Annotated in this window: 30 protein-coding genes; 13 read left to right on the plus strand and 17 right to left on the minus strand. The window is 55.4% G+C overall.

Going from position 1 to position 26,194, the window contains the following annotated elements:
- Positions 1-84: 84 nt before the first annotated feature.
- The gene (locus tag HGO37_RS03425; RefSeq protein WP_192488207.1) at positions 85-666 is read left to right on the plus strand and encodes a transglycosylase SLT domain-containing protein; all 582 of its coding nucleotides are present in this window, start codon (positions 85-87) and stop codon (positions 664-666) included.
- 106 nt (positions 667-772) lie between these two features.
- On the opposite strand, the gene HGO37_RS03430 is transcribed toward HGO37_RS03425, so the two are convergent.
- From HGO37_RS03430 to HGO37_RS03450, 5 genes are all read right to left on the minus strand, one after another.
- Positions 773-1,384, minus strand: coding sequence for an alpha/beta hydrolase (locus tag HGO37_RS03430; protein ID WP_250982127.1), 612 nt, complete (start codon positions 1,382-1,384; stop codon positions 773-775).
- Positions 1,385-1,510: 126 nt separating this feature from the next.
- On the minus strand, positions 1,511-2,455 hold the full coding sequence (locus tag HGO37_RS03435) for a VOC family protein (protein WP_250982128.1): 945 nt from the start codon (positions 2,453-2,455) through the stop codon (positions 1,511-1,513).
- 234 nt (positions 2,456-2,689) lie between these two features.
- Positions 2,690-3,763, minus strand: coding sequence for a DUF2218 domain-containing protein (locus tag HGO37_RS03440; RefSeq protein WP_250982129.1), 1,074 nt, complete (start codon positions 3,761-3,763; stop codon positions 2,690-2,692).
- An 85-nt stretch (positions 3,764-3,848) separates the two neighbouring features.
- Positions 3,849-4,553, minus strand: coding sequence for a uracil-DNA glycosylase (ung, locus tag HGO37_RS03445; protein ID WP_250982130.1), 705 nt, complete (start codon positions 4,551-4,553; stop codon positions 3,849-3,851).
- A 24-nt stretch (positions 4,554-4,577) separates the two neighbouring features.
- Positions 4,578-4,973 carry a VOC family protein gene (locus HGO37_RS03450; protein ID WP_250982131.1) on the minus strand — a complete coding sequence of 132 codons (396 nt, stop codon included), beginning with the start codon at positions 4,971-4,973 and terminating at the stop codon, positions 4,578-4,580.
- Between the two features lie 328 nt (positions 4,974-5,301).
- Here HGO37_RS03450 and HGO37_RS03455 point away from each other — a divergent pair, with 328 nt between their 5' ends.
- Positions 5,302-5,664 carry a YbaN family protein gene (locus HGO37_RS03455; protein ID WP_250982132.1) on the plus strand — a complete coding sequence of 121 codons (363 nt, stop codon included), beginning with the start codon at positions 5,302-5,304 and terminating at the stop codon, positions 5,662-5,664.
- 11 nt (positions 5,665-5,675) lie between these two features.
- Here HGO37_RS03455 and HGO37_RS03460 read toward each other — a convergent pair whose 3' ends face one another.
- Genes HGO37_RS03460 through HGO37_RS03470 form a run of 3 tightly spaced genes read right to left on the minus strand, consistent with a single transcriptional unit; the run spans position 5,676 to position 8,433 of the window.
- Positions 5,676-6,458, minus strand: coding sequence for a heme ABC transporter ATP-binding protein (locus HGO37_RS03460; RefSeq protein WP_250982133.1), 783 nt, complete (start codon positions 6,456-6,458; stop codon positions 5,676-5,678).
- The gene (locus HGO37_RS03465) at positions 6,455-7,543 is read right to left on the minus strand and encodes a FecCD family ABC transporter permease (protein WP_250982134.1); all 1,089 of its coding nucleotides are present in this window, start codon (positions 7,541-7,543) and stop codon (positions 6,455-6,457) included. Before HGO37_RS03465 ends, HGO37_RS03460 begins: the two co-directional genes overlap by 4 nt.
- Complete coding sequence (locus HGO37_RS03470; RefSeq protein ID WP_250982135.1) at positions 7,540-8,433, minus strand: heme/hemin ABC transporter substrate-binding protein; 894 nt, start codon at positions 8,431-8,433, stop codon at positions 7,540-7,542. Before HGO37_RS03470 ends, HGO37_RS03465 begins: the two co-directional genes overlap by 4 nt.
- Before the next feature lie 218 nt (positions 8,434-8,651).
- Between HGO37_RS03470 and hmuQ the strand changes: the two genes are divergently transcribed.
- From hmuQ to purU, 4 genes are all read left to right on the plus strand, one after another.
- Positions 8,652-8,999, plus strand: a complete 348-nt coding sequence (gene hmuQ / locus HGO37_RS03475) for a heme-degrading protein HmuQ (RefSeq protein ID WP_192488197.1) — start codon at positions 8,652-8,654, stop codon at positions 8,997-8,999.
- Positions 9,000-9,006: 7 nt separating this feature from the next.
- Positions 9,007-9,528 carry a heme utilization cystosolic carrier protein HutX gene (gene hutX, locus HGO37_RS03480; protein WP_250982136.1) on the plus strand — a complete coding sequence of 174 codons (522 nt, stop codon included), beginning with the start codon at positions 9,007-9,009 and terminating at the stop codon, positions 9,526-9,528.
- A 125-nt stretch (positions 9,529-9,653) separates the two neighbouring features.
- Positions 9,654-10,448 (plus strand): YbaY family lipoprotein, encoded by a 795-nt coding sequence (locus HGO37_RS03485; RefSeq protein WP_250982137.1) that lies wholly within the window; start codon positions 9,654-9,656, stop codon positions 10,446-10,448.
- Between the two features lie 287 nt (positions 10,449-10,735).
- Positions 10,736-11,620 (plus strand): formyltetrahydrofolate deformylase, encoded by an 885-nt coding sequence (purU, locus tag HGO37_RS03490; RefSeq protein WP_192488195.1) that lies wholly within the window; start codon positions 10,736-10,738, stop codon positions 11,618-11,620.
- Positions 11,621-11,627: 7 nt separating this feature from the next.
- On the opposite strand, the gene HGO37_RS03495 is transcribed toward purU, so the two are convergent.
- Together HGO37_RS03495 and HGO37_RS03500 are read right to left on the minus strand one after the other, a co-directional pair.
- A complete protein-coding gene (locus tag HGO37_RS03495; protein ID WP_250982138.1) occupies positions 11,628-13,016 on the minus strand; it encodes a sensor histidine kinase in 1,389 nt (462 codons plus the stop codon).
- Positions 13,013-13,693 (minus strand): response regulator transcription factor, encoded by a 681-nt coding sequence (locus HGO37_RS03500; RefSeq protein ID WP_250982139.1) that lies wholly within the window; start codon positions 13,691-13,693, stop codon positions 13,013-13,015. Before HGO37_RS03500 ends, HGO37_RS03495 begins: the two co-directional genes overlap by 4 nt.
- 186 nt (positions 13,694-13,879) lie before the next feature.
- On the opposite strand from HGO37_RS03500, the gene HGO37_RS03505 reads away from it, so the two are divergent.
- The 6 genes from HGO37_RS03505 (at position 13,880) to HGO37_RS03530 (ending at position 19,949) form a co-directional block, all read left to right on the plus strand.
- A complete protein-coding gene (locus HGO37_RS03505; protein ID WP_250982140.1) occupies positions 13,880-14,947 on the plus strand; it encodes an ABC transporter substrate-binding protein in 1,068 nt (355 codons plus the stop codon).
- A gap of 278 nt (positions 14,948-15,225) precedes the next feature.
- Positions 15,226-16,170, plus strand: coding sequence for a Bug family tripartite tricarboxylate transporter substrate binding protein (locus HGO37_RS03510; protein WP_250982141.1), 945 nt, complete (start codon positions 15,226-15,228; stop codon positions 16,168-16,170).
- On the plus strand, positions 16,167-16,661 hold the full coding sequence (locus tag HGO37_RS03515; RefSeq protein ID WP_250982142.1) for a tripartite tricarboxylate transporter TctB family protein: 495 nt from the start codon (positions 16,167-16,169) through the stop codon (positions 16,659-16,661). The genes HGO37_RS03510 and HGO37_RS03515 overlap by 4 nt, the downstream gene beginning before the upstream one ends.
- A gap of 99 nt (positions 16,662-16,760) precedes the next feature.
- Positions 16,761-18,278: a tripartite tricarboxylate transporter permease gene (locus tag HGO37_RS03520; RefSeq protein ID WP_192488189.1), complete on the plus strand. Its 1,518-nt coding sequence runs from the start codon at positions 16,761-16,763 to the stop codon at positions 18,276-18,278.
- Between the two features lie 234 nt (positions 18,279-18,512).
- On the plus strand, positions 18,513-19,025 hold the full coding sequence (locus tag HGO37_RS03525; protein ID WP_250982143.1) for an HPP family protein: 513 nt from the start codon (positions 18,513-18,515) through the stop codon (positions 19,023-19,025).
- A 168-nt stretch (positions 19,026-19,193) separates the two neighbouring features.
- Positions 19,194-19,949: an SDR family oxidoreductase gene (locus tag HGO37_RS03530; RefSeq protein WP_250982144.1), complete on the plus strand. Its 756-nt coding sequence runs from the start codon at positions 19,194-19,196 to the stop codon at positions 19,947-19,949.
- Positions 19,950-20,014: 65 nt separating this feature from the next.
- Here HGO37_RS03530 and HGO37_RS03535 read toward each other — a convergent pair whose 3' ends face one another.
- From HGO37_RS03535 to HGO37_RS03565, 7 genes are all read right to left on the minus strand, one after another.
- On the minus strand, positions 20,015-21,094 hold the full coding sequence (locus tag HGO37_RS03535) for an amino acid ABC transporter permease (protein WP_250982145.1): 1,080 nt from the start codon (positions 21,092-21,094) through the stop codon (positions 20,015-20,017).
- Complete coding sequence (locus HGO37_RS03540; protein ID WP_250982146.1) at positions 21,091-22,275, minus strand: amino acid ABC transporter permease; 1,185 nt, start codon at positions 22,273-22,275, stop codon at positions 21,091-21,093. The genes HGO37_RS03535 and HGO37_RS03540 overlap by 4 nt, the downstream gene beginning before the upstream one ends.
- Before the next feature lie 20 nt (positions 22,276-22,295).
- The gene (locus HGO37_RS03545) at positions 22,296-23,327 is read right to left on the minus strand and encodes an amino acid ABC transporter substrate-binding protein (RefSeq protein WP_250982147.1); all 1,032 of its coding nucleotides are present in this window, start codon (positions 23,325-23,327) and stop codon (positions 22,296-22,298) included.
- Positions 23,328-23,726: 399 nt separating this feature from the next.
- Positions 23,727-24,131: a BRA0787 family protein gene (locus HGO37_RS03550; protein WP_250982148.1), complete on the minus strand. Its 405-nt coding sequence runs from the start codon at positions 24,129-24,131 to the stop codon at positions 23,727-23,729.
- A gap of 96 nt (positions 24,132-24,227) precedes the next feature.
- On the minus strand, positions 24,228-24,431 hold the full coding sequence (locus HGO37_RS03555; protein ID WP_250982149.1) for a hypothetical protein: 204 nt from the start codon (positions 24,429-24,431) through the stop codon (positions 24,228-24,230).
- A 58-nt stretch (positions 24,432-24,489) separates the two neighbouring features.
- A complete protein-coding gene (locus tag HGO37_RS03560; RefSeq protein ID WP_250982150.1) occupies positions 24,490-25,083 on the minus strand; it encodes an RBBP9/YdeN family alpha/beta hydrolase in 594 nt (197 codons plus the stop codon).
- Positions 25,084-25,123: 40 nt separating this feature from the next.
- The gene (locus tag HGO37_RS03565) at positions 25,124-25,306 is read right to left on the minus strand and encodes a hypothetical protein (RefSeq protein ID WP_250982424.1); all 183 of its coding nucleotides are present in this window, start codon (positions 25,304-25,306) and stop codon (positions 25,124-25,126) included.
- Positions 25,307-25,647: 341 nt separating this feature from the next.
- On the opposite strand from HGO37_RS03565, the gene HGO37_RS03570 reads away from it, so the two are divergent.
- The gene (locus HGO37_RS03570; RefSeq protein WP_250982151.1) at positions 25,648-26,178 is read left to right on the plus strand and encodes a flavin reductase family protein; all 531 of its coding nucleotides are present in this window, start codon (positions 25,648-25,650) and stop codon (positions 26,176-26,178) included.
- Positions 26,179-26,194 lie beyond the last annotated feature (16 nt).

The raw sequence follows: 26,194 nt of genomic DNA on the forward strand, positions 1-26,194 counted from the left end.
GACAAGCGGCCCAGCGTTAACCTTATCTAAAAACCTAACGTTAGTATTTACCAATTAGTAATCAGCAAAACGTGAGGTTTTGCGATGCGTAAACTATTTGTCGCGCTCTTTTTGACCGCTTTATTGGCAGGCTGTGCGACAGCCCCTACCCAGACGCGCAACATATGCGCCGTGTTTGAACAGCGCGATGGCCTGTTTAACAACTGGCGTCGTGATGCGCAGGCGGCAGAACGCACTTGGGGTGTGCCTGTACCTGTTCTCATGGCAACGATCTACACAGAATCCAGTTTCCGTCAGTATGCGCGCCCGGCACGCACCAAACTGTTTGGTTTCATACCGTGGAAGCGTCGTTCCACTGCCTATGGTTATGCCCAGGCACTGGATGGCACATGGAAAGAATATCAGCGTGACACCGGCCGCTGGAGTGCAAGCCGCACCGATTTCACCGACGCGATCCATTTCGTTGGCTGGTATCATAACAAGAGCAACAAGCGGAATGGCATCGCCTTGCGCGATACCTATAACCTCTATCTGGCCTATTATTCCGGCCACGGCGGTTATGCGCAGGGTGTCTGGAAAAGCAAACCTGCAATCCGCGAAGCCGCACGCCGTTCCGCCAACATTGCCGATAACTATGCACGACAACTGCGAAACTGCGGCTACTGAAGCAATTTCAGCGAAAACGAGCGCCGGCTCCGATCCCGGAATTGCGTGAAAAGAAAAGATGGAGCGCTTCCGGCGATGTGATGTCTGCCAGAAGCGCTCTTAAAAATTATGCGTAAGGCGCTATGAATTCGCGCACGGCATCAACTTCACCCGAGCGGATTTCATGGCCGCCCGGATGCCAGACCAGCGACACATCTGCGCCAGTTCCGGTAAAATGCTCAGCAAGCGCCTGCGTCAACGGTACCGGGCTGATGGGATCGCGTTCACCAGCAGTGATCAGGATACGTTGCGTCTTGGTGGATGGCTTGACGACCGGCTGGAACGGGATGAGCGGATGCATCAGGACCGCCGCATCAAACAGGTCCGGAAATTCGATCAACACATTGGCGAGGATATTGGCACCATTGGAAAAACCGAGTCCGATAACCTTTCCCGCCTGATAATGATCGCGGTGCGCCTCAACAAAGCCGGCCATATTTTTCGTGGCACGCTCAAGATCATCCAGATCATAAACGCCTTCCGCCTTGCGACGGAAAAACCGCGCAGCACCATGTTCGGAAACATCGCCAAGCGGCGAAACGACGGTGGCCTGCGGCAACAACCGGCTGCCAAAGTCGAAGAACTGGTTTTCATCCCCACCTGTGCCATGCAGCACGACAAAAAGCGGCTGACCAGCAGCACCGGCCCTGACATTGTGAATGTAGTTATCCTGCCCCATGGAAAGGTTCCTTTTTTCGCTCGCGTCATGGCAAGATTTGATCTGACCATCCATGCCAATGGGCTGGCCCTCGGGCAAATCCCGAGGGTGACGTCATCGTTTCATCAATAGTTTCAGTGAAGGTCGTTACGCGGCCTTTTCGTCACCAAGCGGTTCCAGATGCTGTTCCAGAATGCCGCGCATATGCGCATGCTGTTCAGGCAGTTTCAGTGCTTCACCGAGATGCGCCGTGTCTTCGTCCCGATCAAAGCCCGGCTCATTGGTGGCGACCTCAAACAGTACGCCACCCGGTGTGCGGAAATAGATCGCCCAGAAATAGTCTCGGTCGATGACGGGCGTGACCTGATAGCCGGTATCCATCAATGCCTTGCGCACCTCGAGCTGCTTTTCGCGGTTTTCGACCGCAAAGGCGATGTGATGAACGGAACCGGCACCAAGACGTGCACCCGAAATATTGGGCATGGTTTCGATGTCTATGAAGTGGGCACCGTTGCCGCCGGGAATACCAAGGCGCAACACCCCGTCTTGCCGGTCAACTTCCTCATACCCCATGAATTTCAGCAGTTCGCCAGTTGCACCTTCGTCACGAAGACGCAGCGACGCGCCCTGAAAACCATGGATCGCATGATCCGCCGTCACACCATTACCAACCCACTGGCCACGATTATCGTCACGCACTTCGACCAGCGCAAAACCATCGCCATCAGGACCTGCAAAATGCAGGCGCTTGTTGCCAAAGGCTTCGTCGGTTTTCAGGCCATCTGCCCCGGCCTTGGTCAGGCGGTCCTGCCAGTAACCGAGCGATCCCTGCGGAACGGAAAACAGTGTCGTGCCAACCTCGCCTGTCCCCGGCCGACCGCGTGCAATGTGCGGGAATGGGAAGTAGGTCATGACAGAGCCGGGCGTACCAACCTCATCACCGTAATAAAGGTGATAGACGTCGGGCGCATCGAAGTTCACGGTCTTCTTGACGCGGCGCAGGCCAAGCGTGTCGGTGAAGAATGCATTATTGGTGCGGGCGCTTGCTGCCATCGACGTGACGTGGTGCAGTCCCTTGATCTGGTTCAGCATGATAAAACCCCTTGTGCCGGATCCCTGAGAAAGGATCGTTGCTGTTGATGGGCTTATAATTAGGCCGATCTGCCGCAAAGCATAGATCGAGCTCTCAGAACGCATTGTTCACAAAATGAGAACGAAAAATCAAACCTGTTCAACAATCCACAAGATCTCAAAACACATAAGCCGCCAGTTTATGGCGGCCTGAGAGGATTACATCGTAGGTCTGGCGGCTACCGACAATTACGTTCAGTGATCATCGGCTTCGCCCAGCACCCAGTATCCGGCCGTGCGGAAATCGTTCTTCGGCAGTTTTGCCTCATCGCTGAGGAATTTCTTGATCTGTCGAACCTCGCCCTTTTCACAGGCAATGAAAACATGGCGGCTGTCGCTATCCTTGCTCCAGTCGTGCTGACGCAAAGCCTGTTCCAAAAGGCCGGATGTGCCGGCAGCCTTGCCCTTGCGGTAAAGCCAGGTCCACTTCACATCAGCTTCTGACTTGATGTCCTGACGTTCATTTTCGTCAGCCACTTCGGCATAAACGGTAATCTTCTTTCCAGCCGGGAGTTCTTCCACCATGCGCGATATAACCGGCAACGCCGTTTCATCGCCAGCGAACACGCACGCATCCACCTCGACCGGGACGACGCCACCACCGGGACCGACAATACCGACCAGATCACCGGCCTTGGCATTTGCCCCGAAATGCGCACCAGGCATGTGGTCTCCCTCATGCATGACGAAATCCAGTTCGATTTCCTGACGCTCCACATTGCCGTAACGAATGGTGTAAACGCGCCGGATCAACTCGTCATCACCTTCCGGCCAGACGACAGCACCGGTTTGCGACAGGTGAGGCCAAACCGGTGTGCGACCCTGCGGCACGATCAGAATGCGGATATGCAGACCACCGGTCATCAGGCGTTCAATGCCCTCACCAACCGAAATAACCAGACGACGCATGCGGGGTGTGACGTTAAACGCCCTGACCACGCGACCTTCAAACAGATTTGGCAGCTGGTTCAGATCAGCGCCGTGGCCCTGCCAACGAAAACGAAGATCCTTGTCGCCCGAGAACTCCAGCAGATGTTCCGCAAGCATTGCCTTGATCGACATCAGGACATGGGCGTCATAACAATTGACCTCAGCCTGGAAGCGGCCCTTCTCGCCAGCCATCCAGACTTTGCCGTATTCCGTTTCGTAATGGAGAACAGTACCTTCACGGATGACAGGAAAATGCTCGGCAAAGTGCTGCTGAAACTTGTCAACAATCAACTCCGCATTGGCAATTTCAACAGAAGTTTCCGCAAATAACACAGACACAACAAAAATCCTTCGGCCGTAAGTCCACTTATCTCATAGACCAACGAACTGGAACTTTAAAGTCAGGAATTGCAGAAAATACGACTTACGAAGCGTCCGCCACATCCGCCGGCAATGCCCACTCAACCGGCGTGCGGCCATGGGAAACGAGATAATCATTAGCCTGCGAAAAATGCCGGCTGCCGAAAAAGCCATTATGGGCCGACAGCGGGGAGGGATGCGGTGCCTTCAAGACCAGATGGCGGTCGCGGTCCACGAAGGATGCTTTTTTCTGCGCGTAGGAGCCCCACAACATGAAGACAACATGTTCACATTCGTCATTCACAACACGGATAACAGCGTCAGTGAATTTTTCCCAGCCCTGCCCCTGGTGAGAAGCCGCACGTGCCTCTTCAACAGTCAAAACGCTGTTGAGCAACAACACGCCCTGCTGCGCCCAGCTTTCCAGAAAGCCGTGGCGAACTGGCTGGATACCGAGATCGCTTTGCAGTTCCTTGTAGATGTTTACCAGTGATGGTGGTGTGCGGACACCGGGGCGGACGGAAAAGCACAGGCCATGCGCCTGACCGTAACCGTGATATGGGTCCTGTCCGAGAATGACCACCTTGACTTTGCCAAGCGGCGTTAGGTCAAGAGCACGGAAATATTCATGCCCCTTGGGGAAGATGTGCTTTCCTGCCTGTTTCTGTTCAAGCAGGAAAGCCTTGAGCTGGGCCATATAGGGACTGGAAAATTCCGGAAGAAGCTTCTGCCGCCAGCTCTCTTCGAGCTTCACACTCTCTTCGGTCATATCCTGCCCCTTCTGGCCAACCTTTTACTTGAAGCGACCGCGGCGCTCGAGAACTTCGATCTTGTAACCATCCGGGTCGCAGATGAAGAAGTAACGGGCAAACACGTCGTCCTTGCGGACAAATTCGATGATCTTGCCCGGTGCCAGACCGGCTTCGATCAGGCGTGCGTGTTCTGCGTCAAGATTATCGACGGAAACGGCCAGATGGCCATAACCATCGCCAAGCGCATAGGGAACATCACGGCCTCGGTTGATCGTCAACTCGAGTTCAAAACTCTCCTCTTCATTGCTCATATAGACCAATGTGAAAGTTTCCTGCTCCACACGCTCCGCCACATTCAGGCCGAATGCGAGAGAGTAAAAGTCAACCGAACGCTTTTCGTCCAGCACCCGGACCATCGAGTGGATCATTTTGGCCATGGTGTTTTCCTTCTTCTGTTGGCACTTCGGCTTGGAGCCAAATAATTGCCGCACCGGGATAAAGGCATATACAGACGCGAAGCAAGCCCCTTATCACAACCCTTAATATAGGAATGCAACTCGGGCGACGCAAATTCACACATCCTACCCGCTGTGACAGTACCTAGCCTCACCTGTGAAACGAAAACGGGCTGATCATTTCAACCCTTTTACGCGGCGTCCTAGCCAATTTGTCTCACGCCATTTGTTCAAAAAACAAAGGTCAAACCTAGACATCACAAGCCTATCATGAGAATTGCACTCATAAAGACAAAAGGCAGCAAACGACATGCGTTACGTGTATCTCTGTTTGGGATGGATTATGGTGGCGACCGGCGTTGCTGGTGCGTTTCTGCCTGTTCTGCCGACCACGCCGTTCCTGCTTTTAGCCGTCTGGTGTTTTTCCCGCTCGTCCCCGAAACTCGAAGCATGGCTGCTGTCTCACCCGCGTTTTGGCAAGTCTCTGCGCAACTGGAAAGAAACTGGCTCGATTGCCCGCCGTGCCAAGATTGCCGCCGTCTCCGTCATGACCGCCAGCTACGCGATCTTCTGGTTCACCACAGATCCACCCGCCTTGCGGGCGGTAATTGTACTCGTTGTCATGCTCTGTTCCGCCGCCTTCATCGTCACGCGGCCGGAACCAAAGGCGTGAATTCCAACCCGCTATCTGTGGCGTGACTGCGGTAAAACATAGGGGATGTGCGCCGCCGGCAGACGTCCCACCGCACCGCCAATGCCATAGACCCGTGCAATGGTTTCATCGCTGATCGTGTCGAAGGACGCGCCCTGCGCAGTGATCCTGCCATCGTGCATCACGATCAGGTGATCTGCGAACTCCGCCGCAAGATTAAGGTCGTGCAAAATGGCCAGTACCAGACCGCCCTTCTCAGCGAAATCACGTGCTGTCTCCAGAACGCTGATCTGATGGCCGATATCGAGGCTTGCGGTTGGCTCATCGAGAAACAGTGCCCGCGCCTCACCGTCTTCAACGGAATGCGGTACCTGCGCCAAAGCGCGGGCAAATTGCACACGCTGCTGTTCGCCGCCAGACAGGTAATTATAAGAACGGCTTTCAAAGCCACGCAGACCGACATTGACAAGCGCCGTCTGGGCCTGTGCGTCAGGATCCAGGCCGCCATAGGCAACAGCGCCCATTCGGACAATTTCAAACGCAGTAAACGGAAATGCCAATGTGGTGTTTTGTGGCAGCACTGCACGTTGACGTGCCAGTTGCCGAGGCGAGAACAGGTTTATGTCCGCCCCACCATAAGAAACGGTGCCGACATCCGGCTTGGTTTCTCCAGACAGCACTTTCATCAATGTCGACTTTCCGGCACCGTTCGGGCCTATAATCACATTGAACTTGCCCGGCTCGAGTTTCAATGAAACTTCGTGGAGCAGCCTGCGTCCCGACCGGGTTAGATTGATACCGCTTGCCGTGATCATGACAGGTTCCTCATACCCATACCGCCCTTGCCAAACAGCAGGAACAGAAACACCGGTGCACCAATAAGCGCCGTGACGATGCCGATCGGCAGCTCGGCAGGCGCAGCAACCGTGCGGGCAAAACTGTCGGCCAGCAACAACAACGCGCCACCACCCAGCGCTGATGCCGGCAGCAGAAAGCGATGCGAGGGACCAATGGCAAGACGCAGCAGATGCGGCACGACAATGCCGACAAAACCGATCGAGCCGGCCGCCGCAACAGCTGCACCACAGGCGGCAGCAACCGCCAGAATGACCAGACGCTTCAAGCGTTGGACCGGCACGCCCATGTGGAAGGCAGCCGCGTCACCCAGGATGAGTGCGTCCAGCCCCTTGGCAACAAAGGGTATGATGACCAGAACCACCAGAATAAACGGCAGTGTCGCCAGAACTTTTGCCGGCGCTGCCCCACCCAGTGAGCCGAGGCTCCAAAAGGTGATGTCGCGCAGCGCACGATCATCGGCGACAAAAATCATCAGACCGGTCAGGGCACCACTCAAGGCCCCAACCGCAATACCGGCCAGAACCAGCGTCGTGGTTGACGTCATACCGTTGCGCGTAGCAATCACATACAGAAGGATGGTGTTGATCAGGCCACCAAAAAACGCCATGACCGGCAGGAACTGCGAACCGAAAAACGCCGCCAGCGGCGCAAGCATGCCACCACCCAGCGCCAGTGCGGCAACCGCAAACAAGGCAGCACCCGAGGTGACACCGACAATACCCGGATCGGCCAGCGGGTTGCGGAACAGACCCTGCATCATGGCGCCGGACACACCAAGCCCAGCACCAATGAGAAGGCCAAGCGCGGTGCGCGGCAAACGCACGGCTTCAAGAATGATCCGGTCACGCGGTTCCATATCGGCCGCATGACCGGTGAAATAGGCCCAGATTTCTGCCGGCCCTACCCCGGTTGGCCCACTGACCAGCGACACCAGACAGGCCAGAAACAACAGGCCGACAAGCACCGCAAGTGCAATGCCGCCAACGCGCGATCTCTTGCCTTCAACGGGAGCTGTGGCGGGCGTCACGGCAAGCGATTTCACGGCTTCACCACATCCGGATACAATTTGGAGGCCAGTTCATGTGCCGCCGCAGGTGTGCGCGGACCAAAACCGATCAGATAAAGACCGTCCATGCTGATCAGAGCCTTGTTGGCTGCGGCAGGTGTGCTCTGGAATGCAGGCAGCGTAAACACTTCATCGGGAGAGGCCTGATGATTGCCACGCGCCATGGTCAACACCACGTCAGGTGCTGCTGCTATGACAGCCTCGTCAGTCAGCGGCTTGTAACCGGTAATCGCCGACGCAGCATTTACACCTCCGGCCATTTCGATAATGGCCGCAGCTTCTGTATCCTGACCGCCGGCCATGATGCGACCACCCGCGGTCGACAGCACGAACAGCACACGCTTTTTCTTCTCGCCAACCGCCGAAACCTCCTTGGCCAGGGCTGCCAGACCAGTGTCCACTTCTTCCGCCAGGTTCTTTGCCTTGTCGTCAAGACCAACGGCTGCGCCGACATCCTGGATCTTCTTGGCAATTGCGGCACCCGATGGCGGAGTGTCGATTGTAACGACAGGCACTTCGCTGTCCTTGAGAATATTGAGAACATCGGCCGGGCCGGCACCGTCTTCCGTCAGGATGAGATCGGGCTTCTGTGACAGAATGCCCTCAGCGGAAAGCGCACGCATATAGCCGATATCCGGCTTGGCCAGCGCATCAACAGGAAAGCTGCTGGTGGAATCACGCGCCACGATGCGGTCCTGCGCGCCAAGCGCATAGAGGATTTCCGTAATAGTGCCACCGACAGACACAATACGTTGTGCCTTGACGTTACCGCCATCGCCCGCCTGCGCAAAAGTGGATGTTACCAGCGCCACCGGCAGGAACACGCCGAAAGCCAGAGATCGAAGCGAACGTTTTGAAGACATCATGAGCTTTTCATCCAGATAAAAGTGGCAAGCTGCCATGGGCAGTTCATTTAAGTGGAGTTTGGTACACATGTTTAAAAACCCGCGCAAGAGTAGACAAACCAAGAAATGAAAACTGTCAAAAACCACTGGATTTCTTGCACATGCGGGCTTTTCAACCTTGGGAACCACCTATATCCTGACAATTACAGGAAACTTATTTCAGTCAAGGGAGTTATTGGATGTTCATCGCAATGAACCGCTTTCGCGTGGTACCGGGTTTTGAGGAAGCGTTTGAAACAATCTGGCGCGAGCGCAAGACGCAACTCAACGAATTGAAGGGCTATGTCGAGTTTCACATGCTCAAAGGCCCGAAGTCTGACGACCACACGCTGTATGCCTCGCATACCGTTTGGGAAACCCGCGAAGATTTCACCGCATGGACAAAGTCCGAGCAGTTCCGTGCAGCACATGCCAATGCCGGCAACAACCGTGGCAAGGTCGAATACCTCTCCGGTCCGCATTTTGAAGGTTTTGACGTGATCATTCACGACGACAAGAACGGCCAACGCATTTTTGATGCGGCATGAGGAACCCATGACAGCTGTTGCATACAACACGCCAGAGCGTCGTGAGAGAGCCCTTGCTGCCTTGAACGATAAGCCTGACGGCATCGTTGAGGCGATTGCCGGCAAGGCAGACGTCACGCCGGCCGAAGTTCTGGAAATCCTGCCGCCGGGCGCTGCAGTCACCATTCCGGCCGAACAGTTCTCCGCAATCTGGTCCGACATGATGACCTGGGGCGAAGTGCTGATGATCGTGCAGACCGCCGATATCGTACTGGAGGTGCCAGGTTTTCTGCCGGAAGGTACCGAAAGCCATGGCTGGTTCAACATTCACGGCGACAGCCCGATTGGTGGCCACATCAAGAAGGACAACTGTCACGCCATCAGCTTTGTGGATCGTGCATTCCACGGCCGTCGCTCCTGCTCCGTATGGTTCATGAATGCCAATGGTCAGGCCATGTTCAAGGTTTTTGTCCGTCGTGACGAGAACAAGGAACTGAAGGCAGACCAGCTTTCGAAGTTCGAGACTTTGCGCGACAGTCTGTCACGCTAAACAACAACAACGCTGCCAGCCACGGCCCGGCAGCGTTGCTTATCCGGGCAGTTCATCCCGGATTCATCTGGCTTCCTTATTATCGAAGGCGAATATTCGCACATCGTGATCATGGGGGTTTGGAAATGACCAACAAAAATACACTGATTGGCAAAACGCCAATCTCTCGCCGCGGCTTTGCCAGCCTTCTTGGCCTGTCCGCCGTTCTGGTTGCATCACCATCGCTTGCAGCCCCGGCCTCCATTCGCGGCACAGTCAGCTACCGTGAGCGCATGGCGTTACCACCTTCTGCGACAGTCACGGTTCAGTTGATTGACGTCTCGCGCGCCGGCGCAAGTTTCAGCATCATTGCAGAAACCACCCCACTGCCGGGACGCAACGTACCTATTCCCTATGTCATTCGTTACAATGACCGCGACATCCGCCCCAACCGACGTTATGCGCTTCGCGCCGAAATCCGCGATGGTCGCCGCCTGCTGTTTACCACCACACAGAACTACCCGATCCTCAACAATCGCCGCGAGACCACCGACCTGATGCTTGAACGTGCCGAGGCGGCGCCACGGCCGGAGCCGGACCGTGAACCATCCCTGGTCGGCTCCTGGGTTGTCGTCGACATTGCAGGTGAGCGTGTTACCGACAGAAAACCACCGGTCCTGCAAATTGGGCCGGATAACCGCGTATCCGGCAACACCGGCTGCAATGGTTTTGGTGCCGAACTCAGACTAACCCGCCGCGAGATTGATTTCAGTCGCGCCATTTCCACGCAAATGGCCTGCGAACCGCCAATCATGCGACAGGAAAGAGCGTTTCTTTCCGCGCTTGAGCAAGCACGCGGCTATGATTTGAGCCCGCGCAGCAATCAGCTGGAGTTACGCGACCGTCGGGGTCGCCCACTGATGCGCCTTCGCCGGGCCTGAACGGCATTTGTTTCCGCCCCTTTTGATGGTGAAATCAGGCGGGGCGTTTCATCTCACGTCAGAAACTCGTTATCCAATGTCGTTTTGCGCAACACAGAACGGCAGCAAGCGCCGTATGACTATGGGCGCTTGATCGCTCTTCCACCCGCACACAGGTCGCGGATATTCAAATTGCGACAAAGCCACTATGCCACGGCCAGCGACTGCGCTAATGCAGGACGCCCGAATTGTGGCGCGTGACGTAAAACCAGAAGCACCGGAAATGGCGCTTCCAGAGGAATAGACCGATGACGACTTATGTTCTGACTGTAACCTGCAAATCCACCCGCGGCATCGTGGCGGCAATATCGGGTTATCTGGCAGACAAGGGTTGCAACATCGTTGACAGCTCGCAATTCGATGACCTTCAGACCGGCATGTTCTTCATGCGCGTCAGCTTCATTTCCGAACAGGGCGAAAGCCGCGAAGCCATCACCGAGGGCTTTGCACCCGTCGCTGAGAAATTCGGCATGGATGCCAAGATCGAAAGCTCGGCCGAGCGCATGAAAGTGCTGTTGATGGTGTCGCGGTTTGGCCATTGCCTGAACGACCTGCTGTACCGTTGGAAGATCGGCGCGCTGCCAATCGATATCGTCGGTGTCGTCTCCAACCACTTCGATTACCAGAAAGTTGTCGTCAATCACGACATTCCTTTCCACCACATCAAGGTGACCAAGGATAACAAACCGAAGGCCGAAGCACAGTTGTTGGATCTGGTCGAACAGACCGGTACGGAACTGATCGTTCTTGCCCGTTACATGCAGGTGCTGTCCGATGAACTCTGCCAGAAAATGTCCGGCAAGATCATCAACATTCACCACTCGTTCCTGCCAAGTTTCAAGGGTGCCAATCCTTACAAGCAGGCCTATGAGCGCGGCGTGAAGCTGATTGGGGCGACTGCCCATTACGTCACGGCCGACCTTGATGAAGGCCCGATCATCGAGCAGGAAACCGTCCGGATTACACACGCACAAAGCGCCGATGACTATGTGTCGCTGGGCCGCGATGTCGAAAGCCAGGTGCTGGCACGCGCTATCCACGCACATATCCATCACCGCACCTTTATCAACGGCAACCGCACGGTCGTTTTCCCGCCAAGCCCCGGCAGCTACGCATCCGAGCGCATGGGCTGATAAGAGCTCAACCGGCCGCGGGCAGCAGCACGGTGACCTTCAAACCCTTGCCATTCTGACCGGCATCCAGCAGCAATTGCCCGCCAAACAGGTGGGCAATTTCTTCGACAATGGCCAGACCCAGACCGGCACCGGGGGCTGGATTGCCATCCCCACGGGCAAAACGCTGGCGAACCATGTCGCGTTTTTCAGGCGCAATGCCCTGCCCGTTATCCTCCACCTCAAGGAAGACTTGCCCCGCAGCACTACGGTAAGCGCGCACTGTCACCTCAACATTATCACCGGCATAGGCAATGGCATTACTGATGAGGTTGCCCAGCAGCTCGCCGATCAACAACGGTTCGGCTAGAACGGCAACGGTTCCCTCACCCTCGAAACCCAGATCGACGCCAGCCTCCGCCGCCTGAGGAATATACTCTGCAGTTATTGTCTGGGCGACTTCTACCAGATCGATGCGTGACAGCGCCTGCGGTTCACCTGATCCTGCCGCATCGATTTTTGCCATGCGCAGAAGCTGCGCCAGAATATGCTCGGCATGAGCAACGGATTCATCGCCTTTCCGTGCTGCGTCCTTGGCCTGCGCCAATGTTTCCGCTCGCTCGGATAGCGCCAACTGGGTGCGGATGATCGCCAGCGGCGTGCGCAACTGATGACTGGCATTGCCGGTGAAATGTCGAAGCGCTTCCAGCGCCGCATTCAGACGCACCATGAAGGAATTGACAGTATCAACGAGGTTTTGCACCTCCACCGGAACCTTCTGATCAATAGGATGGAGATCGCTCGGATTGCGCTCGGCAATCGCTTCACTCAGCCGAAACAGCGGCCGCAAGGAAATCGTCACCGCCACCCACACGATGACCGAAGCACCGACAATCATCGCCAACAGGCGCAGGGCGGAACGAAACAAAATGGATTGTGCAAGCTGACGGCGCGCAATGGTGGTTTCAGCAACGGTCACCGTAAACGGCACCGAATTGATGCCGGTGGACGCGGATCGCTGCATGACAGCGACGCGAATGGGTTCACCTCGAAAAAACGCATCCTCGAAGATCGCCACATTCGGCTCTTCAGGCGAAACTGACGGCAGCCCCTGATAACCGGTCAGGAATTCGCCGTGCGAACCGTCAACACGGTAAAACACCCGGTCCTGTGCCGCCGATGTCAGCATTTCCAATGCAACATAGGGAATATCGACCTCAAGCTTGCCGTCCTCAGACACGGCAACCCGCTCGGCAATGGCTAGGGCAGAGCCCGCCAGCACACGATCCGACACCACATTTGCTGTTTTGACCGCCTCTGAATAGGTGTCCGTCAGGGCAACAGTGCCGATAATTGCCGTCGAAAACAGAAGCCAGCCCAACAGGCGCTTGCGGAGCGAGTAGGCTCCGCCTGTCATTCGGCAATCTCCGGCAGACGCTCCAGATAATACCCGATGCCACGGGCCGTCTTGACGGTCAGCCCATGGGGCGCAAGGCGTTTACGCAGACGGCTGACATATTGCTCAATGGCATTGCCGCTCAACTCGTCATCAAATCCGGCCAGTGATTGCATGATGGCCTCCTTGGCAACCACTTTGCCAGCGCGCATGAATAGCAGTTCCAGAATGCCAAGTTCACGCGCCGGAATATCCAGTGGCACACCCTCCGCGCTAAAGGTGCGCGAGGTCAGATCAAACGATACCTTGCCGTAACTGACGGTCGAAGAGCGCAGACCCGCCTGACGGCGCAGCAGAACACGCACCCTTGCCTCAAGCTCGCTGACATCAAAGGGTTTGATCATGTAATCATCGGCACCGAGGTCCAGTCCCTTGACGCGTTCTTCCGGGCTGCCCCGCGCTGTCAGAATAAGAACCGCCGCCCTTTCCTGCCGCGCCCGCATGGAGCGCAACACGGAAATGCCATCCATTTCCGGCAGATTGAGATCAAGAATGACCAGATCAAAACTTTCCGTCGCGGTCGCAGCCAGGGCCGAGGTACCATCCGATACCCAATCCACGGCATAGCCACTGCCGCGCAGCAAAGCGACCAGACCGTCCGCCAGAACCTGATTGTCTTCGACCAGCAATATACGCAAATCAATCTCCTGCCCTCACCGCGCACCCTAACGCATCGATTTGAAAATCGGAATCGAATTTCGTTTGGGCATGATGCACAGTTTCAAGGAGTTAGAGCGTCTACGCGTGACATCGGTCCGTCAGTCGTGCGGCAATCACAGGGGCAGACGCTTGTGCACGCAAAGCTGGTGCGGCATGATATTTTCATGCGTATTCTTCTCTGTCTCTGTCTGGGTCTCTCTTTCGCAGCACCTGCTCTGGCCAAACCAACCGTGTTTCCGGCACCATCCGGCAATCCGGATGCACCGGTATTGATCGTTTATTCCTCATTGGATGAGCCATTGGCTGCACCGATGATCGAAGGATTCCAGAGACAGAACCCGGATGTGACGGTGTCCTATGAGGATTTGCTGACCGGTGAGATCTATGACCGCATCGTCAAGGAAACCGATGCCGGACAGAAAACCGCCGACTTCGCCTTTTCCTCAGCCATGGATTTGCAGGTCAAACTGAGCAATGACGGTTATGCGCAACGCAGCGACCTGCCACTCAGCGCAAAATGGCCAAGTTGGGCCAACTGGCGCAATACCGCCTATGCCCTGACCTTTGAACCGGCAGTTTTTGTCTATCACAAGCCGAGTTTCACCACCGAAAAACCACCAGCCACCCGCGCCGAATTTGTCGATTATCTTGAGCACCATGCCAAGGACGTGCACGGCCGCATCGCCACCTATGACATTGAACGTTCCGGCGTCGGTTTCCTGTTCATGTCGCGGGATCAGGAACAATTTGCCGATATCTGGTCCGTCATCCAACACATGGGGGCAGCCGGCGTAAAACTCTACTCCAACAGCTCCGCCATTCTGGAGCGCATTGCCGATGGGCGATTCGTGCTGGGTTACAATATTCTCGGCTCCTACGCCGCCGACTGGGCATCCCGTCACCCGGATGTCGGCATTGTCCTGCCCAAGGATTACACGGTGGTGATGTCACGCATCGGCCTTGTGCCACAGGCCGCAAACTCCCCGGAACTGGGCCGTAAATATCTGGAATATTTCATGTCACGGGAAGGCCAGACAATCCTGTCAACGAGATTGCAAATTCCGGCCGTCAATCCGGATGTCGCCGGAGACAATACCGCCAACACTATGCAGGCCATTCATGGCGCCCAGCTTTTGCCAGTTCCTGTCAGCCTTGGCCTGATGGTTTATCTCGATCAGGTAAAGCGCAATCGGCTGATTGCCCGCTGGAACGAGGCCTTGCGCCTGCAATAAACACCCGCTAAAGCCGGTTATCAGCTAAAAACTGGACGTCATCCAAAAATTAATGAATGTTAAATTGGCAAAGCCGGGGATTGCGTCAGTTAAATGTCAGCTTTCTATGGTGCTCTGCTTCTACTCTTCGGCCGTGGAGGCGGCTTAACGAAGATGCGGGAGGAAATATCTATCGCGAATGAACAAACTGCCCTGTGATGGCAGCGAGTCTACATTTGCCCGCGTTCTCCTTCCGCCAAAACAACGAAGCCCGATGGGCTATCAAGGAGGGTTCGCTTTTGAAACATTTCGTACTTGCTTCCATTATCGCCGGTGCTTTGGCTCTTCCTGCCGCAGCAGCCGATTACACCATCATTGCACCAGCAAACCCAGGCGGCGGTTGGGACCAGACCGCGCGTTCGTTGCAGACCTCGCTGCAGGATGAAGGCATCTCCAAGAGCGTACAGGTACAGAACGTACCAGGCGCCGGTGGCACCATCGGTCTTGCCCAGTTTGCAAGCCAGCAGAAGGGTAACCCGAACGCTCTGATCGTTGGCGGTTACGTGATGGTCGGCGCCATCCTGACCAACAATTCGCCAGTGACATTGAAGGACGTGACACCGATTGCCCGTCTGACCGGCGAATATGAAGCCGTTGTCGTTCCGGCCTCTTCTCCGCTGCAGACCATGGGTGACCTCATCGAGCAGCTCAAGAAAGATCCAGGCAGCGTTTCCTGGGGTGGCGGTTCAGCTGGTGGTACCGACCACATCGCAGTTGGCCTGATTGCCAAGGCTGCTGGCGTTGATCCAACCAAGATCAACTACATCGCCTACTCCGGCGGCGGTGAAGCACTCGCTTCCATCCTCGGTTCGCAGGTGACAGCTGGCATTTCCGGCTACGGGGAATTTGAAAGCCAGGTCAAGGCTGGCACACTTCGCCTTCTGGCCGTGTCGAGCGCAGAGCGCATCGAAGGCGTTGACGGACCAACCCTGAAAGAAAGCGGCCTTGATGTCGTGGTTGAAAACTGGCGCATGGTCGCAGCGGCTCCTGGCCTGTCTGCAGATCAGGAAGCAGCAATCAATGCCGACGTTGAAAAGCTGGTGAAGTCCAAGAGCTGGCAGGACACCCTGAAGACCAAGGGCTGGCAGGACACATACCTTGCTGGCGATGCTTTCAAGGCACAGCTCGACAAGGATGTTGAATCCACTCAGGCTATTCTCAAAGACATCGGACTTGTAAAATGAGCATGGGTTCTGACTCATCCAACTCTCAAAAGCGCCGCCCTGACCGGGCGGCGCTGGTTATAGCCGCTGCACTCGTTGCCATCGCTGCTGTAATCTTCATGGACTCTACACGCCTTGCAGGCGTGTCCGGTTATTCGCCTGTTGGTCCAGCCACCGTACCTTACGCCATCGCATTCTGTCTTGTCGGCCTTGCCATCTGGACAGTCGTGGAAGCTCTGCGTGGTGAGTTTCCCAAGCGGGACAAGCAGGAAACAAGCGCCGTCATCTGGGTTATCGCTGGTTTGGCCGGGCAGATGCTGCTGCTGAAAACAGCCGGTTTTTCCATCGCAACAGGCATTCTGTTTGCCTTCACCGCCCGTGCCTTCGGCAAACGGCAGCTTTGGTATTCCATTCCCGTCGGCATCGCCATCAGCTTCGTAGTCTGGGTGATTTTTGCGCAGTTCCTGCAGCTTTCGTTGCCAGCTGGGCCTTTGGAACGCCTGTTCTTCTAAACGGAACCGGCCTTCTTTTCTTGATTGAAAAACAGGGAGTGACAATCGCTTTTGTGCAAGCGGTTGGTAACACTCCACCCGACAGGGGGACATTCGTCCATGAATACATTTGAATTTCTGCTTCACGGCCTAGAGGTCGCAATGCAGCCGATGAACCTGCTTTATGCATTGATCGGCGTAACGCTTGGCACGGCTGTCGGCGTTCTTCCAGGCATTGGCCCGGCGCTTACTGTCGCATTGCTGCTGCCGGTCACTTACAAGCTTGATCCTGCCGGATCGCTGATCATGTTCGCCGGTATCTACTACGGCGGCATGTATGGTGGTTCGACCACCTCCATCCTTCTCAACACACCCGGTGAAAGTGCGTCCATTGTGACGGCGCTGGAAGGCAACAAGATGGCCCGAGCGGGGCGTGGTGGACCGGCTCTTGCCACCGCCGCCATCGGCTCCTTCGTGGCTGGCCTCATTGCCACGATCGCCCTAGCCTTCATTGCACCCTATATCGTCAAGCTGGCACTGGTGTTTGGACCACGCGAATATTTCGCGCTGATGGTTCTGGCATTTGTGACCGTGTCTTCCGCCTTTGGTGATTCTGCACTGCGCGGCCTTACCTCGCTGTTCATCGGCTTTGCCCTTGCCATTGTCGGTATCGACCAGTTGACCGGTCAGGCCCGTATGAGCTTCGGTGTTCCAGATCTGCTCGATGGTGTCGAAGTCACAACGCTCGCCGTTGCCATGTTCGCGATTGGCGAGACGCTGTTCATCGTCGCACAGGGACAAAGCGGCCCGGACAAGATCGAAGCTGTGAAAGGCTCTGTCTGGATGAGTGCGCAGGATTGGGCTCGCTCGTGGAAAGCATGGCTGCGCGGCACGTTGATTGGCTTTCCGATTGGTGCCATGCCTGCCGGTGGTGCCGAAATCGGCACGTTCCTGTCCTACGCCACGGAAAAGAAGCTTTCAAAACATCCAGAAGAATTTGGCCATGGCGCGATTGAAGGCGTTGCCGGTCCGGAAGCTGCCAACAACGCATCTGCCGCCGGTACACTGGTACCACTGCTGACGCTTGGCCTGCCGACCACGGCGACCGCCGCCATCATGCTGGCCGGCTTCCAGCAATACGGCCTGCAACCCGGCCCGCTGCTGTTTGCCACCAACCCGCAGCTTGTCTGGGGTCTGATTGCCAGCTTGTTCATTGCCAACTTCATGTTGCTGGTTCTCAACCTGCCGCTGATTGGCCTTTGGGTTAAGCTGCTGACCATTCCAAAGCCATGGCTTTATGCTGGCATCTTGCTGTTTGCGACGCTTGGCACAATTGGTGCGAACCCTTCGGTGTTCGAACTGGGCATGCTGCTCGGCTTCGGTATTCTTGGCTACATCATGCGCATCTTCGGTTATCCGATCGCACCTGCTGTCGTTGGCCTGATCCTTGGGCCATTGGCCGAACAGCAATTGCGTCGTGCACTGGCCATCGGCCAGGGTGATCCTGTCGTGCTGTTCACGTCGCCGATTGCCGTTGGTCTGTTCATTGTTGCCGCAGCCGCCTTCATCATCCCGCTGATCATGCGTATCCGCGGCCGTGGACAGGTCCTGTCGCAGCTCGCTGCCAACGAAGACTAAAAATATCAAACGTCAAAACAGGGCGCGGGGAGAACATAGTCTCCCCGCGTCTTTTTATTTCAGCCACAGCGACGGACCGCATCTGTCTCAAGCCTCTATCGTGGGTAAGGGCGATCGCCACAGGCGCAAATATATTCGCAGAAACGGACGAGTTTCATAAAGACTTTGCTTGGAAAACATGCAGTCTTCGGTTTATTAAACGGCAATTGCATAATTTTAAGCCGGAAAAATTTCATGCGACGCCACTTGCGGCATTACATCCACCGCCATGAGCCTAAAGGACAGGCGCATCATCACCTTAAATCGGGGATTGGTGCCATTGCCGCCATGCTGGCCGTGGGTGGCTTGACGGTGGAGACAGGCATTCCATTATTGATCGCGCCTTTTGGAGCGACAGCGGTTTTGCTGTTCGGCCAGCCCAAAAGCCCGCTTGCGCAACCGGCAAATGTCATCGGTGGTTATTTGCTGGCAGCCCTGGTCGGCAGCCTTGCCTTGCAGTTCCTGCCTGGCATCTGGTGGGCTTCGGCAATTGCGGTTGGACTTTCTATCGCCGGAATGCTGCTGCTGCGCGTTACCCATCCACCGGCCGGCGCCGTACCGCTTGTGGCGTACGGCTCACACCTTGAAGGACAGGATCTGTTTCTGGTCGTTCTGGCTGGTAGCGCCTTGCTTGTGGTCATCGCCGTGGTTCACCACCTGATACCACCACGCCATCAATATCCACTGCGTGCACCGGAAGCCCCATAACCTGAAAACTGGCGTCTATCCCAGCCACGCATTCGCCTCTGGACTACAGGGGGAAGAAATGACCTTTCATGCTGTTTTTAACAGCGGCACGACTTGTCCCTGCCCATCCCCTGTGCTTGAAAACAGACAGTCGAAAAGTACGACTTATTTCAAGACCGGGAGAAAACCATGAGCATCCAGATATTTGACCTGACCGGCCGTCGCGCCCTTGTTACCGGCTCCTCGCAGGGCATTGGCTTTGCACTGGCAAAGGGTCTGAAGGATGCCGGTGCTGACGTCGTCATCAATGGGCGCGACCCCGAGAAGCTGAAAGCTGCGGCACAAGAGCTTGGTCATGTCGACTACCTCGCCTTCGACGTGACCGACCATGCCGCTGCCCGCGAAGCCATCGACGCCTATGAAAACGACAAGGGCGCCATCGACATCCTCGTCAACAATGCTGGCATGCAGCACCGCACCCCGCTGGAAGATTTCCCTGCCGATGCCTTTGAGCGTCTGCTGCGCACCAATATCTCGTCGGTGTTTAATGTTGGCCAGGCCGTTGCCCGTCACATGATTGGTCGTGGCGCTGGCAAGATCATCAATATCGCCAGTGTTCAGACCGCATTGGCGCGTCCAGGCATTGCGCCTTACACCGCGACCAAGGGTGCTGTCGGCAATCTAACCAAGGGAATGGCAACCGACTGGGCGAAACACGGCCTGCAATGCAACGCCATCGCACCCGGCTATTTCGAAACACCTCTCAATGACGCATTGGTCAAGGATCCGGCCTTTACCGAATGGTTGCAGAAGCGCACGCCAGCTGGTCGCTGGGGCAAGGTGGAAGAACTGGTTGGCGCCTGCATCTTCCTCGCGTCAGGCGCATCGTCTTTCGTCAACGGCCACATTCTCTATGTTGATGGCGGCATAACCGTAAGCCTGTAAGCACAGAGCATAGTGTTCTAAAGAAAGGTCCGCGAGTACCAGCACGCGGACCTTTTTATGCGACCTTATTTATTGTGATGGCCGCGCAACCTGCCTTCCAGCCACAGGCTGTAACGTGAGGCACCAAAGCAGATCACGAAATAGATGAAGGCAACGGAAATATAGGCTTCGTTATAAAACCCAAGCCAGCTGGGGTCAGTTGCAGATGCCCGAGCAGCGTTGAGAATATCGAAGATACCGATCACAGCCAGCAAGGACGTGGCGAGCAGGAAACCGATCGCCAGATTGACCATGCCGGGAATAACGATCCGCAATGCCTGCGGCAGCACGATCAGCTGCATTGTGCGCCAGTAACCTATACCAAGGGCGGTAGCGGCTTCCTCCTGCCCTTTGGGAATGGCCTGTAGTCCGGCACGCACGACCTCGGCGATATAGGCTGCCCAAAACAGCGTGACCATGATCATCGCTCTGATCATCTTGTCGAAAAACTGGCCGTCGGGTAACGCCATCGGCAGGATCAGCATCGCCACGTAGAGAATGGCGACCATCGGTGTGCCACGCATCAACTCGATATAGAGGATCGAAAATGTGCGCAGGCCACCCAGCTTGGAGCGACGCGCCAGCGCCAACAGAATGGCAAGCGGTGTCGCGGCAGCAAAACAGCCAGCCCAGACAAACAGCGTAACGGGCAATCCACCCCATTGGTTGGAAGGGACAGGCCCATCAAAAAAACTGCCGGCCATCAGAAACCAGCTGGCCAGAATAATCAGCGGCCAGGCGAGCAGGGTTTCCTTTCTCCAGAAGCGCGGCATTGCCGTTGCAAACAGCAACAACACCAGTAACAGCACAACCAGAGCCGGCCGCCACAAAAACTCAGCGGGGTAAAAAGCAAACAGAATGAATTGCAGTTTGGCGCTGATAAACGCCCAGCAGGCACCACCACGCGCCGCGCAATCGGCCGACGCGCCACTCCACGTGGCATCGAGAATGCCCCAGCGAATAAGCGGCGGCAGGGTCCAGACGAGTGCGGCTGAGGTCAACAGAGTGATCAAACTATTGGTCACCGTACCGAACAACCCTGCCCTCAATCCCGACAACAGGATGCGTAATTTGCCGCGATGGCTGGGCACAACATTCACCGTCATCGGCCATTCCCCCGCAAGGCAACACGCCTGTTATATTCGTTCATCAACACCGAAACCGAGAGGTTGATGACCAGATAGGTGCCGATCAGGATCATCAGCGCTTCAAGCGACTGGCCCGTTGTATTGGCCGTGGTGTTGATGACGCTGACCAGCTCCGGATAACCGATGGCCACCGCAAGGCTCGAATCCTTGGTCAAGTCGAGATAACTTGACGTCGTTAGCGGCGTGATCACCCGCAAGGCTTGTGGTAACACAACAAGCCGCATGATCTGTCCCGGATGCAACCCGAGCGACCGTGCAGCCTCCCACTGACCATTGTTGACGGACTGAATGCCCGCCCGAACAATCTCGGCAATGGCCGCGGAAAACTTCACGACGAGCCCGGTCAACAACGCCGCAAACTCCGGAGACAGGCTCGAGCCACCACGAATGTTGAACCCGGTCAATTCTGGAATATCAACATTCAGCTGTGCCCCGCCGAACGACAGTCCGGCCGCAACAACCACGACCACAGCCGTGAAGCTCAAGGCCGTGCTGGTAATGTTTAAAGCCCTGCTACGCTTGAGGATAAATAGGATGGCGGCGAAGGTCGCGATTGCACCGGCAAACACCGTGCTGCCGCTGACACTCAAACCGTCAATCGAACCACCGGGGATAAACACACCGCGATTGGTAAAATAGATCGACCCCAGAAACGCGCTGGCCTGTCGCGGCGCCGGAAAGGCACTTGTCAGCGAGATCCAGAAGAACAGTTGCAGAAGCAGTGGCGTGTTGCGAATAATCTCGACATACCAGCGCACCGCAGTTGCCAGCAGCAGATTGCGCGAAAGCCCGGCCACGCCGACCGCGACCCCAAGTACAGTCGCAAGAACACATCCCAGCACTGAGACTTTCAGCGTGTTCAGCAAACCGACGATAATGGCACGGATGTAGGTATCACCGGCCTGAAACGGGATTGAGCTTTCGCCAATCTCGAAATTGGCCGCCCGGTTCAAGAAGTCGAACCCTGGCGTCACGCCAATACGGCGCATGCTCTCGATCACGTTGACCGCGAGAAAATACAGCGAAACGACAAGAAAACCGATGATGAAAACCTGAAGCAGCGGACGAGTGCCCCACCACATCAAGGCCTTGCGAAAGATGCCGGGCCTTTGAGGGCCCGGCGCTGGATTTACCGGCATTATTGATATGCCCCGACTGCTTAGCGGAATGGCGGAGAATAGAGGAGACCACCATCCGTCCACAGACGGTTGTAACCACGATCCCAACCGAGCGGCTTCAGGTTACGGTCGAAGATTTCACCGTAATTGCCGACAGTCTTGATGATGTTGTAAGCCCACTTCGGATCAAGACCGATCGCTTCGCCAAGGGCTGGATCAACACCAAGGAAACGCTGGATGGCAGGGTCTTCCGACTTCAGGAACTCATCGACATTTTGCGAGGTAATGCCCCACTCTTCCGCCTGGATGGTCGCATTGACAGTCCAGGTAACGATTTCCAGCCAACGGTCGTCACCGCCGGCAACTGCAGGTGCAAGTGGCTCCTTGGACAGGCGCTCTGGCAGGATGATGTAATCATCCGGCTTTTTCAGCTGTGTACGCTTGCCGACAAGGTCGGACGAATCTTGGGTGATTGCATCCACGCGACCAGATTCAAGCGCCGCGATGAACTGTCCGGTATCTTCAATCGTCACTGGCGTGAACTTCTTGCCCGTCTTGCGGAAGAAGTCGGCAACGTTCAACTCACCTGTCGTGCCGCTCTGAGCTCCAATCGTTGCGCCGTCGAGTTCGGCAGCTGTTGTCACACCGAGGTCTTTGCGGACCAGAATGCCCTGACCGTCATAAAACACCGTAGGACCAAAGTGGAAACCAAGCTTCAGCGCCCGGGTGATAGTAACCGTCACCCCCGACAACAGAATGTCGAATTCGCCGCTTTGAAGGGCTGGCAGACGCTGCTGCGGAGAAGAGTTGGTGAACTCTGCCTTATCAGGTGTGCCGAAAACAGCGATAGAAAGAGCACGGCCGTAATCTGCAAACAGCCCCTGCCATTTGCCGCTGCTGTCAGGCGCAAAGAAACCTGGTGTCGTCCCAACACCAACCTTGATGGAGCCGCGTTGCGTTATCTTGTCCAGCGTTGGGCCGGCTTGTGCAACATTTGAAAGAGCCAGACTGGTCAACAAAGTCCCGGCGATCGCCGACTTGAGAAAGCCGCCGAGATATCCTTTAAATCTCATTGTTCAAATACTCCTGATGCTTCAATCAGGCGATCAGATCTTGGTGTCCCCCGACGAACTGATGCCGAAATATACACTAATTCAATAGTTTTTATATTCGAGGCACCACATGCCTATTTTCCGCTCACATCAGGAATGTAATTGCCATTTTTTCGATCAGAGAAGATCACATTATTCCGAGTGCCAGCCACTCGACAAAACGAAATCAAATGGCAAATCAACGCGAGCCGGCAATCAAGTTTTCCAATCGGAAATTTGGACATCGCGTTTTGGCAAACTATTGACCCCACCTCAAAATGCTGCCCCCGACACCGGTCTGGTATCGGGGGCAATCCAAGGAAGTCACGATGTCAATTGTACAGAACGGTGTTCGCAGACCTTACTGCGACAGTGGCATAACTATCTCAGACTGCCGTTATAGGAATGCCGCGAACGGTTCCAGTCAGCGGCATAGGCGGTGTCAAATGCAGGCGCAAAGGCCGGGTTCAATCTGCGCTTTCTGATCAGCAAGCTCATGATGCGCGCCGCTGTCGAAAAGCTCATTTCACCCAGTGGTCCATGACCCACCCACGGTTTGTTCAGACGTGCGACAACCGAGCCAACCAGCGCAGCCGGCACGATATCAGTGCAGGTACGCATGGCGTTGAAGACATCGGAAATCGGAATGTGAGAGTTTTCGAAGGCTACGAGGGGTTGGCCATCATAAGGCTCCCACTCTTCAAATTTCAAAACGGCTTCCCAGAACAGATAATGCAGGTCGATTGGGGCGTGGCCGTTAAAAAGCTCCGGTAGTTTGGATGTCATAACATTCTCCTCCGTTGAGTGCATATTGGTTGAAAATATGCGCAATCTTCCTTGGATCTTGGTGACAGGCAAAAACACTATAGACGGATAGCTCCTTTATGAAACCGTGTGGGTCGTAAAAAACTGGTCGCCTTGTGGCGCGTGCACTGCGGGCCAGAACTGACCGGCATAATCGCGGGCGGCCTTTTCTGCGGCATCCCGGCTGGAGAGGTTTTTCAAGACATGGCTGCGATGCCCCAGTTGCAGCAACACCGTTTTACTGGGGTAATCATAGATAACCTGTAAATTGTCATGGCTCATTGAGATCCTCCATCTCATTGTTGCTAAACGACTTTCAGAGATACATGTTCCACCGGCATCAACAGCGTTGCACCTGGGGCTCATCAAAATCCAGATCGGCATATCTGCGTTTCTGTGCTTTGACCTTGCTGGCTAGGCCATCCAGCAGGCTGTAACCACTGGACCACCGGCCAAATCCGCTTGCGATATTGATGTGACCGGCCATCCCCAGATTGAGAATATTGGCCTGCCATTTTTCACCAACCGATGTCAGCCGATCTATCGGCATGTAATGGTCATTAAGGCTGCCAACCACGATGTTCGGAAACGGCAGACGCCCGTCATCCAGCCGTCCAAAAGAAATCGCGCCAGGATGCAATTCATCGGTCAACTCGGGGTCGCAGGGCGCAACAAGCAGCGCCGCCTTGACACGATTGGCAGAGGCGCGGGCCGCCAGTTTGGCAACCACCAGACACCCGAGACTATGCGCCACAATATAGGCCTCGCCCTCGCGCTCCAGCGCTTCTTCGACATTCGCCACCCAGCAATCAAGGCTGGGTTTGGACCAATCATCCTGCACGACGATGCTCGCGTCAGAATGGTCCTTCTGCCAGTACCACTGCCAATGCCCTTCATCAGATCCATTCAGTCCGGGAAGAATAAGCGTGCGCATGGCGTCCTCTTAATCAACAAGGTGACAACAGATCTTCATCTCAGTGCTCGCCCAACAGCCGCAGTTCTTTGCCCACTTCGCGCATTCTGCTGCGCAACTCGAAACCGGTTCCGTCGTCGATTTCGTAATCACCGAAGCAATGACGGGCATCATGCAAAAGCAAGCGGTCCTCAAGTTCGTTCTGCGTTCTGATCAATTTTGCAACACGGCGAAAAATGCCCACTTCCGAACTCCTTCGTCGAAAAATCATGCAATCAAAATTATACATAAATTTAGTAGACTAAAGGCACCACATGCCAAGATGCCAAATAGAAGGAGAAAAAACATCCGATAGTTATGGGAAAAATCCATATTCTAGATGAGGATTTCCGAAAAAGTTCTAAAGCATGGAATTTCATTTCGAGAATTTGAAATCCACAATCTCAACACAGCGTCGAAGCGGGTCGACTGACAATATTTTCTATAATATTGGTCAACAATGAAATTCTGTCGCTCATCAGTCCTGATCCGCGATGGTATATTTGCAAAATTGCAAGGGCATCTTCACCAGCCTTGGAGACCTATATGACTGCGACCGTGACATATCTTCATAATCCGCTGGAAACACAGCTTACCCACCCCGACCAGCTAAAGTCTGCCATGCGCAATTTTGCCGGGGGCGTTTCCGTTATCACTGCGGGATCTGGAGATCAGCGCAATGGCGCAACCGTGACCTCGGCCACAGCCCTTTCCATGGATCCAGCATCGATGCTAATCAGCATCAATCGCTCATCGTCCATCTGGCCGGTTATCAGCCGGTTCAACCATTTCTGTGTGAACATTCTCTCGGCGCAGCAGCAGGATATTGCCAGCCGCTTTGCTGGTGTTGGCGGCCTCAAGGGCGTGCAGCGATACAGCAACGCCAGCTGGTCGACGCTCGAAAGTGGCGCGGCCGTACTGGAAGGCGCACTTGCCTCCATCGACTGTGCCGTCGAAGATGTAATTGAACGACATACCCACGCTATCGTTATCGGACGTGTGGTCGCTTTGGTGACTGGCCAAGGAGAGCCATTGGTTTATCACAATGGCCAGTATGGAAACATCGTCCCGATTTAACCTTGCAGGTTAAATC

The sequence above is a fragment of the Rhizobium sp. CG4 genome, from assembly GCF_023701965.1.
Taxonomy (GTDB): Bacteria; Pseudomonadota; Alphaproteobacteria; order Rhizobiales; family Rhizobiaceae; genus Agrobacterium.